This is a genomic window from Caballeronia sp. DA-9 (assembly GCF_051615025.1).
Taxonomy (GTDB): Bacteria; Pseudomonadota; Gammaproteobacteria; order Burkholderiales; family Burkholderiaceae; genus Caballeronia; species Caballeronia sordidicola.
Map to the genome: position 1 here is coordinate 843,647 of NZ_CP195132.1, position 16,654 is coordinate 860,300.

15 protein-coding genes are annotated in these 16,654 nt (G+C 61.0%); 12 read left to right on the forward strand and 3 right to left on the reverse strand.

The window, feature by feature from the left end; genetic code table 11:
• Positions 1-283: 283 nt before the first annotated feature.
• Positions 284-1,951, reverse strand: coding sequence for a hypothetical protein (locus tag ACRWA7_RS09985; protein WP_438392516.1), 1,668 nt, complete (start codon positions 1,949-1,951; stop codon positions 284-286).
• A gap of 22 nt (positions 1,952-1,973) precedes the next feature.
• On the opposite strand from ACRWA7_RS09985, the gene ACRWA7_RS09990 reads away from it, so the two are divergent.
• Both ACRWA7_RS09990 and ACRWA7_RS09995 read left to right on the forward strand, forming a co-directional pair.
• Positions 1,974-2,348 (forward strand): hypothetical protein, encoded by a 375-nt coding sequence (locus tag ACRWA7_RS09990; protein WP_438392517.1) that lies wholly within the window; start codon positions 1,974-1,976, stop codon positions 2,346-2,348.
• 875 nt (positions 2,349-3,223) lie between these two features.
• Positions 3,224-4,075 carry a PA4780 family RIO1-like protein kinase gene (locus tag ACRWA7_RS09995; protein WP_438392518.1) on the forward strand — a complete coding sequence of 284 codons (852 nt, stop codon included), beginning with the start codon at positions 3,224-3,226 and terminating at the stop codon, positions 4,073-4,075.
• A 6-nt stretch (positions 4,076-4,081) separates the two neighbouring features.
• Here ACRWA7_RS09995 and ACRWA7_RS10000 read toward each other — a convergent pair whose 3' ends face one another.
• The gene (locus ACRWA7_RS10000) at positions 4,082-4,939 is read right to left on the reverse strand and encodes an NAD-dependent protein deacetylase (RefSeq protein ID WP_438392519.1); all 858 of its coding nucleotides are present in this window, start codon (positions 4,937-4,939) and stop codon (positions 4,082-4,084) included.
• Positions 4,940-5,176: 237 nt separating this feature from the next.
• Here ACRWA7_RS10000 and ACRWA7_RS10005 point away from each other — a divergent pair, with 237 nt between their 5' ends.
• Positions 5,177-6,199, forward strand: a complete 1,023-nt coding sequence (locus ACRWA7_RS10005; protein ID WP_060856624.1) for a hypothetical protein — start codon at positions 5,177-5,179, stop codon at positions 6,197-6,199.
• Positions 6,200-6,202: 3 nt separating this feature from the next.
• On the opposite strand, the gene ACRWA7_RS10010 is transcribed toward ACRWA7_RS10005, so the two are convergent.
• Positions 6,203-7,477, reverse strand: a complete 1,275-nt coding sequence (locus ACRWA7_RS10010) for an MFS transporter (RefSeq protein ID WP_438392521.1) — start codon at positions 7,475-7,477, stop codon at positions 6,203-6,205.
• Positions 7,478-7,586: 109 nt separating this feature from the next.
• Between ACRWA7_RS10010 and ACRWA7_RS10015 the strand changes: the two genes are divergently transcribed.
• The 9 genes from ACRWA7_RS10015 (at position 7,587) to coxB (ending at position 16,649) form a co-directional block, all read left to right on the forward strand.
• On the forward strand, positions 7,587-8,507 hold the full coding sequence (locus tag ACRWA7_RS10015; RefSeq protein ID WP_438392522.1) for a LysR substrate-binding domain-containing protein: 921 nt from the start codon (positions 7,587-7,589) through the stop codon (positions 8,505-8,507).
• A gap of 76 nt (positions 8,508-8,583) precedes the next feature.
• Complete coding sequence (locus ACRWA7_RS10020; protein WP_438392523.1) at positions 8,584-10,122, forward strand: FAD-dependent oxidoreductase; 1,539 nt, start codon at positions 8,584-8,586, stop codon at positions 10,120-10,122.
• Positions 10,123-10,129: 7 nt separating this feature from the next.
• A complete protein-coding gene (locus ACRWA7_RS10025; RefSeq protein WP_438392524.1) occupies positions 10,130-10,747 on the forward strand; it encodes a UdgX family uracil-DNA binding protein in 618 nt (205 codons plus the stop codon).
• A 13-nt stretch (positions 10,748-10,760) separates the two neighbouring features.
• Positions 10,761-11,114, forward strand: coding sequence for a DUF3175 domain-containing protein (locus ACRWA7_RS10030; RefSeq protein WP_060856628.1), 354 nt, complete (start codon positions 10,761-10,763; stop codon positions 11,112-11,114).
• 94 nt (positions 11,115-11,208) lie between these two features.
• Positions 11,209-11,376, forward strand: coding sequence for a hypothetical protein (locus ACRWA7_RS10035; RefSeq protein WP_167353924.1), 168 nt, complete (start codon positions 11,209-11,211; stop codon positions 11,374-11,376).
• 48 nt (positions 11,377-11,424) lie between these two features.
• Positions 11,425-11,910, forward strand: coding sequence for a hypothetical protein (locus ACRWA7_RS10040; RefSeq protein WP_438392525.1), 486 nt, complete (start codon positions 11,425-11,427; stop codon positions 11,908-11,910).
• A gap of 164 nt (positions 11,911-12,074) precedes the next feature.
• Complete coding sequence (locus ACRWA7_RS10045; protein WP_060856746.1) at positions 12,075-14,462, forward strand: phosphoketolase family protein; 2,388 nt, start codon at positions 12,075-12,077, stop codon at positions 14,460-14,462.
• Between the two features lie 4 nt (positions 14,463-14,466).
• Complete coding sequence (locus tag ACRWA7_RS10050) at positions 14,467-15,570, forward strand: acetate/propionate family kinase (RefSeq protein WP_438392526.1); 1,104 nt, start codon at positions 14,467-14,469, stop codon at positions 15,568-15,570.
• Positions 15,571-15,659: 89 nt separating this feature from the next.
• A complete protein-coding gene (gene coxB, locus ACRWA7_RS10055; RefSeq protein ID WP_438392527.1) occupies positions 15,660-16,649 on the forward strand; it encodes a cytochrome c oxidase subunit II in 990 nt (329 codons plus the stop codon).
• Positions 16,650-16,654: the final 5 nt, after the last annotated feature.

Sequence of the window (16,654 nt, forward strand, 5' to 3'; positions counted from 1 at the left end):
CGCATTTCTTGCTTATTGTTTTATTGAGCACTGTTAGCCACTGTCCGTGGCGGGACTTCATTTCTTTTTCCAACGGCGAAAAAGAAACGAAGCAAAGAAAACGCCTTCCAACCGCCAATTCTTAAGGAGACCAAGCGTGCAATTACATCTGCTTGGGACTTCAAAAGAACCGTTGCCGCCATAACCACCAACACCTGAAACCCTTCCCCTCCGTATTCCTACATCCACACGCTTCGCCACCAGCGTTCTCGGGCAAGCTCTCGCGCTCTATCGTTTTTTCCCCTCACGTTCCGGTGTAGCCTGCCGGTCGAGCCGAGTTTGATTGCGCCACGGCCGCGTTTTTTGACACCACGTATAACGGCGCTTCCGTCAAATTCAGCGACACCACTCCGTTGCTGTAAGCAACACTGGATGCATTGCCCATCCAGTCAAGTGCCTGTACCGTGCCGCTCGTTCCCGGCGCATCTACCGTGAGCACGTAGCCCACACTATAGGTCTGGCTGAAACCCGCACTTGCGCTCCATACCGCATTGTTGTGCGTCCATAACGCCGTCACCACATCGCCCGTCCCCCGCTGTTGGAACGCGTACGCGTAGACGCCCGGCGGCGTGCCCGTTACGGGTCCAAGCGTAGTGGTGCCGTCAAACACACGCGTCATCGCCGCGACCGCCAGCGCCGCTGGCTTCGGGCTCACGTTGCTCGCACCAAATGAGCCCTGCGCATTGGACAAATCGAAGAACGTGCCATATCCCGTCTCGCCCGGATAATCCGCGCCGTAAAACACGTAGGTCTGGTCCGCACCCTCACCCAGCAAAATAATATGAGTCCGCGCCACGATTGCACCCTGCGCAAACAATACATTCGCGCTTGGATAGTCAGTGCCGTACGACGTTCCAAGGTCGTAGCTGATGCCGGTTTCAGTGACATACAACTTCATGCCCGGACGGTAATCCGCCTGCATTTCCTGCCGCAAATTGCGCATCTCGTTCATGAGCGCATTCGCAGCGTTGGCCGGATCAGGGTCGGTCGCAAAACGCTCCGGCGGATGCGACGGCGATGTGCCCGCGTCGTAGTATCCATGCGTGGCTATGCCATCCAGATACCGCGCAAGACCAAGCGGCGCCATGGTCTTCAGACGCTGCGTGGTCAGCGACGGAAAAGCCCCCGTCGGCCCCATCACAACAGCATTGGGATCCGTCGCGTGAAGTCCCGTGTAAGCGAGCCTGTACAGCGCCACGAAATCCGCATTCGATCCCAACCACGTCTGGTCCGGCTCCCACGTGACCTGATAGTAGTTGCCGGTCATCGCCGGAAAATACTTCTCGCGCATTGATTCGGTTTCCGAACCAACCTGACTCATGTATGCCTGGTAACCCGCCTGATCGGTCGGCAAATACGAACTGTCATTGAATGCTGCAGTCGGACTGTCCCATCCCGGAATGCCGTCCAGACGCACCAGCCGCATGATCTCGCCCGCGGCATAACCGGTATCGGTGGTCGTGGCCGTGGCGGCAAAACTGTTGGGGCCGTTCGGCTCGGTGCTGGACAACTGCCGGTCGTCGATCGTGGAACTTATCCCCAGCGCGCGAAGCATCGCCGTCCAGCCGTTGAAACCCTGCATGCCGAACCGGTGCTGCTCCTGATGAGCATAGGTGGGCGCGGGCAGGCTCGACGTCACGTCAGGCAATACGCCAAAGGTCGCGAAACCCGTCGGGCGCGTTCCCGATGCCTGAACACTTCCACCCGCCTTCGCCAATGTCGCCGACACAGCGAAATACCCCGCCACGGTCGACGTGCAACTGAGCACCGTCGTACTGCCACCCGATGGCGCCGCAAAACCGCCGCTCGCCACCGTCTTGCCCAGTGCGTCGCTCACGTTCCAGGCAAGCGTATCGGCAGCCGGCGGATTCGTGGAGATCGCAAGCTGGAAGGTCGAACCCGACGCGAACATACGTGTTCCGTCGGCGCTGGATGTGTCGGCCGAAATCAATCCACCAACCGACGATGACGCGCTTGTGACCGGCGACGCACACGTCATGCGCAACGGCGCATTCGTCACGGTGGACGAAGAAGCCGCTGCCGGCGTTGCACCCGTCGTTGCACCCGTCGTTGAGCCAGCCGTTGCGCCCGCAGTACCCGCCGTTCCCGACGCGCTGTCTGAGGTCCCACCTGATGTACCACCCGAGGCTGTCGCGGAGGTGCCGGAAGCAGTCGGCGAGGGGTTGCCACTTGCGGCAGTGGCCGCGCTGCCATTGGCGGCGTCGCCGGAACCGCCTCCGCCACACGCCGCCAAGGTCAGCAAAACTAAACAAATTGAAGAGCTGAATAATGCGGTTTTTTTCATTTGAATGATCGCCTGGTCGTAGCGATGAAACAGCATCGGGCGCAGCAGTGCTGCCAAGTACCCTGGAGGAACTCGGCGAAGAATTTGCATCAGGAGAAATAGACCGGCAGAAATGGGTATCGCGATTAATACACTTACACGATAAATGACCCACACCACACTTATGCGATCCGAATGGATGTTACATAGACGAAACGTTTTGAACCAGCAAAAAAGACGTAACATGTTGTAACGTCTGACTAATAATCGGTAAAAATTAAATCATCAGAATAATGTTTTATCGACTTTGAGTGGGTGGACAGGGATTGCGATATGGCGATGTTTCCAGCTCATTAATTAATCAGACAAAACAGGATTTTCAGCGTGTCAAAATTGAACCATTTTTTAGCGGTCAAACCGAGCTGGGAGCGCCGTGACCGTGACTTGCGTCCGCACCCATGTTTCCGCGGCTCGAGTCCATTGTTTATTTTCAGAAATTCGCGATCCGCATATAAATCGGCGATCAAGTTCCGCGTGAAAAAGGCCATCGCCAATTCCTGCGTAGTGTTCGCCCGAATTAACGGAGCGATTTCTTGAAACTTGAGCTTTTCCTTTCATGCAATGCTTCCAACTTCAGCCCACCAGGCATGCCGGCTTATTAATCCTGAAAGGAGCCTTTTTAATACGCAGCGCTGCCCATGCCCCGACCGGCGTCGAAACGGCCATGCTGTTGCGAGGGCCAAGCACGAACGCGGAAAATCCCGGCGGGCCGCGACGCCGTCCGTTCTGACCGTGCTTATCCGCGTTGCCTTTATAATCCGCCATGATTCCAATTTCCTGCCTCTCCGCCCGCCGCCGTCTTCGCGATTCCCGCGAAGTCCTTTTCTATGCGGCGGTCTCATGAAAACGCCAAAAAGACTGTTGCCACTACTGGAAGAAGGACTGATTGACGAAGTCATCGGCCAGTTGATGAGCGGCAAGGAAGCGACCGTGTACGTAGTGCGAAGCGGCGACTCCACGCGCTGCGCGAAGGTCTACAAGGACGCGAAGCAGCGTAGCTTCCGCCAGGCGGCGTCGTATCGCGAAGGACGCTCGGTGAAGAACAGCCGGCAAGCACGCGCAATGGAAAAAGGCACGCGCTACGGCCGCCAGATGCAGGAGGAAGCGTGGCAGAACGCGGAGGTCGATGCGTTATTCAGGCTCGCCAATGCGGGCGTTCGCGTGCCGCAGCCGTACATCTGCACTGACGGCGTGCTGTTGATGGAACTCGTGGTGGACGCCCAGGGTGACGTTGCGCCGCGTCTGAACGACGTCGATATGAGCCACGACCGCGCGCTCGAATTGCACGACGCGCTGCTGCGTGAAGTCGTGCGCATGCTGTGCGCGGGCATGATCCACGGCGACCTGTCGGAATACAACATCCTGCTTGCATCCGATGGCCCGGTGATCATCGACCTGCCGCAGGCCGTGGACGCCGCCGGCAACAACAAAGCGGCCGCCATGCTGCAACGCGACGTCGATAACCTCGCGACTTACTTCGGCCAGTTCGCGCCGGAGTTGCTGAAAACAAGCTACGGCAAGGAAATGTGGGCGCTATACGAAGCGGGATTGCTGAGCGTGGATACAAAGCTCACAGGCCACGTCGAAGCCGATACCACCCCGGTCGATCTCGAAGCCGTGATGCAGGAAATCGAGGACATCCGGCTGGAAGAAGAAGCACGCATTCGCCGCGAGCAGGAACTCGGCAGCTAGATCCCGCTAGCGGCTGCGTTCGAGCGCATCCGCCAGGCCGGACAATACCGGCCCGCATTGCGCTTCGACCTTGAATTGCAGAAGCGCATCCGCCCGGGTGCGCCCCAGATTGACCGCCGCGATCGGCTTGCCGGCACGCACCGCCCACTCGCAAAACCGGAAGCCCGAATACACCATCAGCGACGAGCCGATCACAAGCATTGCATCGGCCTGGTCGAGCGCAGCCGCGGCCGCATCCACGCGCGTACGTGGCACGCCCTCGCCAAAAAACACCACGTCCGGTTTCAGCATTCCGCCACAGCGCAGGCAGGGTGGCGCATGGAATGCGTTGAAATCGTAGCCTTCGAGTTGCGCATCGCCGTCCGCCACAGGCAACGCAGCCAGTCCAACAAAGCCCGGATTATCGGCAATGAGCCGCTGCTGGAGCGCGGCGCGCGGGGTTTCATCGCCGCACTCCATGCAGCGAACGCGGCCGATGTTGCCGTGCAGTTCGATCACATCCGTATTGCCCGCGCTCGTATGCAGTCCGTCGACGTTTTGCGTAACGAGCCGCTGAAAGACGCCAAGGCGCTCCAGCCGCGCCACCGCCAGATGCGCCGCATTTGGCGCAGCGCCTGCGACCATGGGCCAGCCGATCATGCTGCGTGCCCAATAGCGTTTGCGCGAAAATTCGGAGCCGATAAAATCCTTCAGCAAGATCGGCGCGCGCCCGGTGCGCTGCCCTTCTTCGTCGCGATAACAAGGTATTCCGGATTCCGTACTAATTCCCGCACCGGACAATACGAACAGCCGCGGATATCGTTCGATGAATTCATGAAGCGGATCTGGGAGCGCGACAAGCGCGCTGGTCTGGGCAGGGTTCATTGCTGAAATGGTAATGGCTTTACGTTTTGTCTGCTCGCGGCGAACAACGGTGTTTTCTATTCCGCCTGCCTGGAAAGCCGAGTTCCCGAGGCGAGACCGATCGACACACGCAGCCCTCTTTGCGTTAGCCTTGCGTTAACTGCGGCGAACACGCGAGGTTTGCCGTGTTTCCCCAAGCGCTTTTTTGTCCGATGGCAAAATATTTCCTCGTGAAATACAACTCAAAAAACTGAAACAGTGTCCCTATCCAGGCCCGCTAATCGAAACAAACCAGGTGCCGCGTTTTGCACCACGTTATTCACCGGCGCTTTATGTGCGGCGCTGACGTTCCCGACTTCCGCTTCCGCCCAGGAACTGAACGTTCTGGCCGGACCACTGATCAGCCGGGGCGAGAACTCCTATTCGTGGGAAGGGAGCTATCGCGAAGGCCTCGGGCGCTATGCGGCATGGAGTTTCTCGTGGATCAACGAGGGACACATTCCCGACCATCATCGCGATGGGCAAACGGTGCAACTCTGGGCCCGCCTGCCACTCTGGCGCGACCGGTTCGAGCTATCGGCGGGAGCGGGACCGTATCGATACTTCGACACCACCGCCGCGCGCGCCGGTAACACCTATTCGAATACGCATGGCTGGGGCGCGGTGTGGAGCGCGCGCGCGGCGTATTACTTCGACCGCCGCTGGATCGCGCAAATGCAGGTGAATCACGTGCAGGCGTTCGGCGGTCCGGACACGACCGCGCTTCTGTTCGGCGTGGGTTATCAACTCGATGCAAACGGCGAACCCGGCCCGCGTCAAAGGCCAACGCCGCGAACGTCGGACGTTACCGGCAACGAACTGACGGTCATGCTCGGCAAGACGATCCTGAACAGCTATGACTCGGAGTCGTCCGTGGCGGAAAGCGTGGAGTATCGGCGCGGCCTGACACGTTACATCGACATGAGCGCGTCGTACATTCATGAAGGCGGCCACATTCAGTCCCGGCGCGACGGCATTGCGCTGCAACTGTGGGCTACCCGCGCGTTTTTCAACGACCGGTTCACGCTCGGCGTGGGAGCGGGTCCGTATATCGCGATCACGCAGAACGACGATCTGCCCGATAACCGTACCGGCGACGGGCGGGTTTCCGGGCTGGTATCGATGTCGGCGAGTTACCGGTTCGGGAAAAACTGGCTGACCCGGCTCACCTGGAATCGGGTCGTCACGCGTTATGACCGGGACACCGACCTGATCGAAGCGGGCGTGGGCTGGCGGTTTTAGCGCTCATGCCCTGGCCGGTTTCGGGAACAACGGATACGCGACCAGTGCGCACGCGGCCGCGACCAGCCAGACCAATCCCCACGATCCCGCCGAAAGCACATGCGGAATCGACAAAGGCGTGACGAACAATCCAACGTACACAGCCGTGTTCGTCATGCCGAGCGCGGTTCCCGCGCGCTCCTTGCCGCTCAGTGTGGCGAGTTCGGTATAGGCCACGCCGTGCCAGGCCGACACGCAAATACCGGCGAACACGATCAACCCGATCAGCCACGCGGCCGGCAGTCCATATTGAGTCCCCGCCGCCAGCACCACGAACGACGCCACCGCGATTAGTGTCGACACCTTCGTATAGGCGCGCCGGTTGCCGTGTTTGTCCGTGAAACGGCCGCTCCAGACACGCATGATCATGGCGCCGAGCTGGAGGGCGACCATCGTGGCGGTAATGCCGCGCAGGCCGGCGTGTGCGAAATCGTGCAGGAAAACCGTGGCGAAGGTCAGCACGGAAAACTGCGGAATGCACAGGATACCGATGCCAAGCACCATGCGCCAGATCATCGCGTCGCGCAGCGGACTGACGCCGGCGGCAACCGGCACGCGCACGCCGGGAACGAGGTTCGCGGGCGTGTCGGCCGTGTCGGTGGTTTCGGGCGGCTCGTGAAGCCAGCGCCACGCGAGCCACCCCGACGCCGAGCACATGACTGCCAGCGCGCCATACACGAGCCTGAAACCGCCAGTGGAAGCGAGCCACGGCAGGATCAGCGCGCCAATTCCACCGCCCAGCGGGACGGCGGTCTGGCGGATGCTCATCGCGAGGCCGCGCTCGCCTTCCTGGAACCAGCGCATGATCGCGCGTCCGCTCGATCCGTTGACGCTTCCGCCGAGCAGCCCGACGCCGCACATCGATAAAACCAGCCACGACAATGCAGGCACCGACGCCGCCGATGGCGCCACGAACAGCATCATGGCGAACAGTGCGGCGGCCGTCGTGGCCAGTCCGCTCAGCAGGATCGGCCGGTCGCCCCAGCGGTCGGTCGCGACGCCCCACGGCAATTCCGATAACGCCACGCCGAGTCCCATTGCGCCAAGTGCCAGCCCGAGCGCCGCATTGCCCAGGTGATAGTCAGCCCGCAGCCACACGGCCGTGGTCGGAATGCCCGCGATCGCCGCCGAAAAACTGACGTTCGCCGCCACGCCGACGCCGAGCACTTTCCACCTGTGCGACGCGTTCAGGCCGCGCCGAGTCCCAGCGGTCAGGGGAACTGCACATCGGGTTTCCATGGGTCGAGCTTCCGTTTTTGCGATTGATGGACTCAGTGTGCCGCACCGCGATGATCCTGAATATCAAGTAATATCGCATCGATACTTCCATAAAACAGGACGATCCGCCATGTCACAGACCAATTTCGATATCGCGTCGCTGCGTACGTTTGTTGTCGGCATGGAACTCGGAAGTTTTGCGAAGGCGGCGGACCGGGTCGGACGCTCGACTTCGGCGGTCAGCGCGCAGATCAAGAAGCTCGAAGAACAGGCGGGCGCGCCGTTGTTCAAGAAGGCGGGCCGCAACCTCGCGCTGACCGATGCCGGCGAAACCATGCTGCGCTTCGCGCGCCGTCTGCTCGATCTCAACGACGAAGCCGCCGTCGCCGTGCGCGGCCCGGATCTGGAGGGCTGGATCAGGCTCGGCCTGCAGGAGGATTTCGGCGAGGTCATGCTCCCGGACGTGCTCGGCCGGTTTTCGCGCGCACACCCGAAAGTGCGCATCGAGGCGCGCGTGGCGCGCAATACGGAACTGCTGGAACGCATCGATTCGAACGAACTCGACCTCGCGCTGATCTGGGGCGACGCGGCATTGGCGGCGCGCGAAATTCGCGTGGGCGTGCAGCACGAACTGATCGCCGAGCCCCGGATGTGCTGGATCGGTTCGTCCACCCTGCCCTGGAATCCGGAGGCCGGCGAGCCGCTGCCGCTGGTCGCGTTCGATCGCGCGTGCCTCTTTTTCAGCGCGGCCACCGCCGAACTCGATCGCGCGAACATACGCTGGCGCGTCGCGTTCACAAGCCCGAGCCTGTCCGGTTTATGGGCCGCCGCAGCGGCGGGTCTCGGGCTGACCGTGCGCACGCAATATGGCCTGCCGCGAGCGGTGTGCGCGCTCGACGCACACGCTGCCGGGCTGCCGGAACTGCCGTCGTTGCCGCTTTCGCTGATGCGGGCATCGGCGAGTTGCACGCCGCCCGTGGAGCGCCTTGCATCGATCATTCTCGAATCCGTGCGTGGCGGGTCGGCCTCGTTCGAACGCATGGCCGCCTGAGCGCCTGCCTGGCGCGCTCGTTTTCGACGGCCCGCTTTTTGCTGAATCCGTCGTGAACCACAGACGGGAGTGCAATATGGCCGGTTCCATGCAGCATGCAGCGAAGCTGGACGATATTCCCGAGGACCGCGGCATAAGAGTCACGCTGTCCGAAACCCCAATCCTCCTGGTCAGGCAAGGCGGCGACGTCCATGCTTTTTCCGCGGATTGTCCGCATGCGGGCGCGCCGCTCGAAAAAGGCGCCGTGTGCAATGGCCGCATTGTGTGCCCGTGGCACAAGGGCACTTTTGCCGTCGCGGATGGCGGGTTGATCGAACCACCGGCGCTGATCGGCTTGAAACGATATCCGGTCGCGATTGAAAACGGCGACGTGCTCGTCTCGCCGGAAGCAGAGGAACCGCCCACGCGCGTCTCAGCCGCCGATACGCGCACGATGGCGATCATCGGCGCAGGCGCGGCCGGCGCTGCGGCCTGTACCGCACTGCGGGAGTCGGGCTTCGATGGCCGCATTGTGCTGATTGGACCCGAGCACGGCGAACCCTACGATCGAACCGCGCTGAGCAAATTCGTGACTGCAGGCGACATGCCGCCCAACGAAGTGCCGCCGCTGCTCCCGGAAGGTTTCGCCACGAAGCAACGCATAGAGCGCGTCGAAGCCCAGGCGGTCAAACTCGATGCAGCCGATAAACGCATCGACCTGCCCAGCGAACTCTCGCTGCACTATGACGCCGCGCTGATCTGCACGGGCGGCATTCCCAAGCCCATGGACGTGCCCGGCGCGAACTTGCGCCGCGTGCATCTGCTGCGCTCGCGCGACGACGCCGCAATGCTCGTCGCCTCTTTCGATGGCGCGAAAAACGCGGTCATTGCCGGTGCGAGTTTTATCGGACTGGAGGTGGCGTCTTCGCTCAGGAAACGAGGCCTGAGCGTGACTGTAATTGCGCCGGGAAAGATTGCGCTCGCTTCGCAATTCGGCGACGAACTCGGCCGGATGTTCCAGACGCTCCATGAAAAAAATGGCGTTGTGTTCCGCATGGAATCGAAGGTCAAAGCATTTATCGGCGACGATACTGTCAACGAGGTCGAACTCGACAGCGGAGAAAAGATTGCGGCGGATGTTGTAATCGTTGGAACCGGCATAAAGCCGGCGACGGACTTCCTGCAAGGCGTCACGCTGGCGGATGACGGCGGCATTCCCGTCGATACCGCCATGCGCGCCGCGCACGGACTTTACGCCGCCGGAGACGTCGCGCAATTCCCTTTGCCACGCGCGGACCAGCACCTGCGTATCGAACACTGGCGCGTCGCCCAGCAACACGCACGCGTGGCCGCGCTGAACATGGCGGGCGGCGACGAGCACTACACCGGCGTGCCGTACTTCTGGACCTATCACTTCGGCAAGCGCTTCGAATACCTCGGCCACGCAAGCGAGCACGACGATGTCGTGATCGACGGCGACCTTGGATCACAGGTTTTCATCGCTTATATGATGAAGGATGGCAACCTGGCTGCGGTTGTCGCGTGCGAGCGCGAAGCATCTACCGCGAGGCTCGCCGAAGCCATGCGTTCCACGCTGACGCTCGAAGAAGCGCGCCGCGCCGCTGGCGAAGGCTGACAGCACCATGACGACCAAGCCCATCGGCATGTTCCCGGATCAGCAGCCCGAGCAACTCGACCAATGCCGCCGATGCATGCTCTGGGAAGCCGCGACCCAGGGAGTGCCGGGAATAGGCCCGCATCGCGCACCCCTGATGATGGTCGGCGAGCAACCCGGCGATCAGGAGGATCTGCAAGGCAAGCCGTTTGTAGGACCGGCCGGCGCGCTTCTCGACAACGCGCTTCGGGAAGCCGGCGTAAAGCGCTCGCAGGTCTATGTGACCAACGCGGTGAAACATTTCAAATGGGAGCCGCGAGGCAAGCGCCGGATGCATAAGACCCCGGCGCAACGCGAGGTGGATGCATGTCATTACTGGATTGAACGCGAGCTTGCGGAACATGATCCCAGGGTCATCGTGGCGCTGGGCGCGACCGCCTTGAAGTCCGTGCTGCAGAAGTCGACCGTGAAACTCCAGGCGTCGATGGGCGAGGCGATAGAGTATGACGGACGTCTGGTCATCGCGACGTTTCATCCGTCGTATGCACTTCGTGCACCGGATGCCGAGACACGCGACAGCGCATTTCGCGCGATCGTGGAGGCGTTGAGACAGGCTCATCGTCTGATCGACAAGCACAGCAAATAGTGGAGGAAACACCATGGCAGCAGCAGCGAAAACCAGCGGCAAACGCAACACGTCCCGGCAAAAACATGCCCGCGCCAAACCGGCGGCAACGGGTTCGAAACGCTGGTCGCATCATGTGATGGAAACAAGCGACGCAATGGACATCAAGAAGGACATCTTCAAGGAAGGCAACGCGCAGGAAATAGCCGACTCGCTGAAGAAGTCGTCCACGCGCAGCAACCGGCGCAAGGGCACGCCGTTCCAGTCGGCCATGTCGATGCTGAATTTCTATATCAATCGCGCGGGGCGCAACTTGCCGAAATCACGACGCACCGTACTCGATAACGCAAAAAAACGCCTGCGCGAAGCGTTCGGGCGAAAACCGTGAGGCTTCGCGGCTTGACGGAACGTAAGTTGCTAAATGGCTTGGCTGCTTTCACGAGCCGATGGCCACCGATGTATGAGTCATTCAAGGAGATGTCATGCCTGAAAACACCGAACTCAACCCCGGCGATGAAGCTGCTCCCGGCACGCCGGGCACTGGCGAGAACATCTGCCCGGCTTGCAACGGTTCCGGCAAGAAGGACGGCGGAAAGTGCGAAACGTGCGCGGGCACGGGTAAGGTCGTGGAAGGAATCGGCGGTGCGTGACCCGCAAAACACGCGCGACGCGGCGGCGCCAAGCGCGGTGAAAATCTGATGGCCCGGCGCGCTGCATCGACGGATGAACTGTTTGCCGTGGCCGAAGCCACCTTGATCGGTCTTTACAACGCAGGCGTACTCTCTCCCGCCGTCCTGGAGCGCGTGATCGCGGGCTTTGCGGACAGCTCGATCGACTGGCATTCAAGGCCCACGCGCAATAGCGTGGATGGCAAGTCGCTGCATGAAGTCGTCGCCATTACGATGATGCCAGGGCGCGCCATCCGCAATCCATTGAAGGAGTTCTTTGCGGTCATCGGGCACGTTGGAAGCAGTAGCGTAACGGCTCCGGACGAGCAGGAAAAACCGGAAGAATCCGCCGACGACGAACCTGACGATGACCTCATGAACCAGCTTGCCGGAATGAGCAGCAAGAGCGGCGCCGGGCGCAAGAGAGCCGCGAAAACCACCCGCAAGTCAGCGCCGTCCCCCGGTTTCAATCCCCTTTTCCACGCCGCGCCGCCGGGCCGCTCCCGCAAGTCATAGCATTGTCTTTGACCCATGTCATGGTGCAATGACAACGCAATCCCGCTACACACGGCACAATATGCAAGACCTGACCGGCGACCCGCATGTGCGAACCGGCACGCATCACCGGCCGAGCCAGAGTGACACCGCACCATCTTTCAACGGATATCAACGGACACGACATGGACACACAGGCAACCTCCAGTACCCCGCGCCTTTCCCCCGACGAATTACGCAAGATCGATGCATATTGGCGCGCCTGCAATTATTTATCGGTGGGCATGATTTATTTGCGCGCCAATCCGCTTTTGCGCGAACCGCTGAAAACCGAGCACATCAAGCGGCGTCTTCTCGGACACTGGGGTTCGGATCCGGGCCAGTCCTTTACCTGGGTCCATCTCAACCGGCTGATCATCAAGGAAGACCTGAATGTAATGTTCGTTTCGGGCCCGGGTCATGGCGCGCCTGCGACATTGTCGAACTCGTATCTCGAAGGCTACTACTCCGAGGTTTATCCGGATCGCAGCGCGGACGAAACCGGCATGCTGCGCCTGTTCAGGCTGTTTTCGTCGCCGGGAGGAATCGGGTCGCATTGCACGCCCGAAACCCCAGGATCGATTCACGAAGGCGGCGAACTGGGCTACAGCCTTTCGCATGGCTTTGGCGCGGCTTTCGATAACCCCGACCTGATCGTGGCCGTGATGGTCGGCGACGGCGAAGCGGAAACGGGACCGCTTGCAACGTCTTGGCATTCGAATAAATTCCTCAATCCCATAGAAGACGGCGCGGTTCTTCCCATCCTGCACTTGAACGGCTACAAGATCGCGAACCCGACCATCCTCGCGCGCATTCCGCAGGAGGAGCTCGAAGCGCTGATGACGGGTTACGGTTACAAACCCCACTTCGTATCGGGCTCGGACCCGGCGACCATGCATGAACTCATGGCGAAGACGCTGGAAACCTGCATCGGCGAGATCCGCGCCATTCAGGCGCATGCGCGTTCCACCGGCGACACCACGCGTCCGCGCTGGCCCATGATCGTGCTGCGCTCGCCGAAGGGCTGGACCGGTCCGAAGGAAGTGGACGGTCACAAGGTCGAGGATTTCTGGCGCGCGCATCAGGTGCCCGTGCTCGATCCCGCGACCAGCGCGAAAAGCCTGAAGGTGGTGGAAGCGTGGATGCGCAGCTACAAGCCGGAAGAACTGTTCGATGAAAACGGCACGCTCATTGAAGAGTTGCGCGAGATGGCGCCGAAGGGCGATCGCCGCATCAGCGCGAATCCGCATGCCAATGGCGGCAGGCTGCGCCGTTCGCTGGACCTGCCGGATATCCGCGACTACGCCTACAAGGTCAAGGACCCCGGCGACACGTATCAGTCGACAACGGCCGTGCTCGCCACGTGGCTGCGCGACGTCATCAAGCGCAACATGCACACGTTCAAGCTGTTCGGCCCCGATGAAACCGCAAGCAATAAGCTCGACGGCGTGTATGAGGCATCGGGCAAGCGCTGGATTGCGGAGTTCAAGCCGGAGGACAGCGACGGCGGCGCTTTGTCGACCGATGGCCGCGTGATGGAAATGCTGAGCGAACACACGCTCGAAGGCTGGTTCGAAGGCTACGTGCTCACCGGCCGGCACGGTCTCTTTGCAACCTACGAAGCGTTCGTGCATGTGATCGATTCCATGTTCAACCAGCACGCGAAATGGCTGGAAAAAGCGAAGAACGAACTCGACTGGCGCGCGCCCGTGCCTTCGGTGAACCTGCTGATCACGTCGCTGGTATGGCGTCAGGATCACAATGGTTTTACGCATCAGGACCCGGGTTTCCTCGATGTCGTCACGAACAAGAGTCCCGAAGTGGTGCGCATCTATTTGCCGCCCGATGCGAACTGCCTCCTGAGCGTGATGGACCATTGCCTGCGTTCCCGCGACTACGTGAACGTGATCGTCGCGGACAAGCAGCCGCACCTGCAGTATCTCGACATGGAGGCGGCGCTCGCGCATTGCGCCAAGGGCATTGGCATCTGGGACTGGGCGTCGACAGACCAGAACAGCGAGCCCGACGTGGTCATGGCGTGCGCCGGCGATATTGCAACCATGGAGTCGCTGGCCGCCGTGGAAATCCTCAAGGAGCGCTTCCCGGACCTCAAGATCCGTTTTGTCAATGTGGTCGACCTGTTCCGCCTGATGCCCGACACCGATCATCCGCACGGTTTGTCGGATCGCGATTTCGATTCCATTTTCTCGCGCGAAAAACCGGTCATCTTCAACTTCCATTCGTATCCGTCGCTGGTTCACAAGCTCACGTACAACCGCACGAATCACGAGAACATGCACGTGCATGGATACCGTGAGCGCGGCAACATCAACACGCCGTTCGAACTTGCGGTCATCAATCAGGTGGACCGCTTTTCATTGTGTGTCGATGTGATCGATCGTGTGCCGCGCTTGCGCGATACGGGCGCGCATACGAAGAACTGGCTCAAGGATCAGATCAACGAGAGCATTGGCTACGCGCACGCGGAAGGCATCGATCGCGATGAAATCCGCAACTGGGCGTGGAAGGGCTGACGCCATGGCACAGGACATCCTGGTGTTGAACAGCGGATCGTCGTCGCTGAAGTTTGGCGTGTATGCGCCGGACAGCGGCGACGAGAAAGCATGGTTGACGGGCAGCGCGAAAGGGATCGGGCGCGAGGATGGGTCGTTGACCATGCGTTCCTCGGACGGATCCATAGATGTTCAGCAGAGCCATGTAATGGAGTCGCAGCACGACGCGCTGCAGCACGTGGCCGACGCCTTGCATGAGCATCTCGGTCAACCGCTTGCCGGAGTTGGGCATCGCATTGTGCATGGCGGTCCGCACCTGCGAGCGCACGCGCTGATCACGGACAAGGTCACGCAAACGCTTCGCGACGCCGTGCAATTCGCGCCGCTGCATCTGCCGCAATCGCTCGCGCTGCTCGAACAGGCGCAGGAGATTTTCAACGATGTGCCGCATTACGCCTGCCTCGATACCGCGTTCCACCAGACCATGCCCGCGCGCGCCACGCACCTGGCGCTTCCCAGGCACTACGCCGCCGAAGGCGTAGTGCGCTACGGCTTTCACGGCCTCTCGTATGAGTCGATTGTGTCGAGTCTCGGCCATGATCTGCCTGAGCGGCTCGTGGTCGCGCATCTGGGAAGCGGCGCGAGCCTGTGCGCCATCCACAATGGCCGGTCAATCGATACCACCATGGGCCTGACGCCAACCGGCGGCATCCCCATGGCGACGCGCACCGGCGAACTCGACCCCGGCGTGTTCGTGTATCTGATGCGAACAGGCGGACTGGACGCCGACACGCTCGAGCATCTGATCAACAAGGAGAGCGGCCTGAAAGGTCTCTCCGATTCGAACGACGACATGCAGGCCCTGCTGCAACGCAGTGACGCGGACGCTGAACTTGCCATCGATATTTTTTGCACCGCCGTGCGCAAGACCATTGGCGCTTATGCGGCGTTGATGGGCGGACTAGACCGTGTGGTGTTCACGGGCGGAATTGGCGAACATGCCAGTTCGGTGCGCGAACGCATCTGCCAAGGCCTCGAATTCCTCCACGTCCGGTTCGACGTGATCGAGACGCAAGAGGAAAAGCAGATTGCGCGTCACTGCCGCACGCTGCTGACCGAAAGTATTTAGTAGGGAATGTGAATTGCTGAAGGCTTGGTCCATGTGAGTTCAAGGACGCCGGAGCATTCAATGCCAGACCGCAGCCGTCGCAGTTCGACATGCCGCTGACCGCGCCCGTACAGCACATTCACGGCAGCGACAGCGCACCGCTGAACTATTTCCTTCACGCGGCAGGTCCCGCGGCTGCTCCTACGCTTACGCTGGACTGGATTTTTACGGCTATCTGCGTTCTGGTATGCGTGATCGTCGGCGTCTTGCTGATCGTCGCAATCCTGCGTCGGCGGGCAAACGGGCCGCTCGATCAACTGGTTCCGGGCAACGATGGCATGCGATGGATCGTGATCGGCGTGGGTCTGTCAGTGCCCGTGCTTGTCGCCATGCTGGTCTATGCGCTCGTCACGCTCAACCGTGTCGCGACGCCCGCTGAAACGCCCGCATTGACGATTACAGTGACGGCGTACGACTGGTGGTGGAAGGTCGCCTACGACGATGCCGCCGACGCTTCCCTGCGTTTCGTCACCGCGAACGAAATTCATATTCCCGCTGGCGAACCCGTACGCATCAAGCTGAAAAGCGCGGACGTGATTCATACGTTCTGGGTGCCGAGACTTGCTGGCAAGACGCAGGCGATCCCCGGCCAGACCAATGAGCAATGGCTTCAGGCCGATGTGCCTGGGGTCTATCGCGGGCAATGTTCGCAGTTTTGCGGCGCACAGCATGCGCATATGGCGTTCGAGGTAGTCGCCGAAAACCGTGCGGAGTTCGCCGCATGGAGCGCGGCGCAAGCGCGCGTGCCCGCGTCATCGAACAATGCGAATGTCAGCGCCGGCAAAACCCTCTTCCTCGATAAATGCGCCGGCTGTCATGCTGTGCGCGGCTCGGACGCGCAAGGCACTCAGGCGCCCGACCTCACGCATCTGGACTCGCGCCGGCTGATCGCGGCGGGCACGCTTACGAACACGGCGGAAAACCAGCTTGCATGGATCACGGGTGCGCAACGCATCAAGCCTGACTCGCTGATGCCGGGCATTGCGTTGAAACGCGAAGAAGCGGCGAACTTGTCCGCGTATCTCGCCACACTCAAATAGACCAA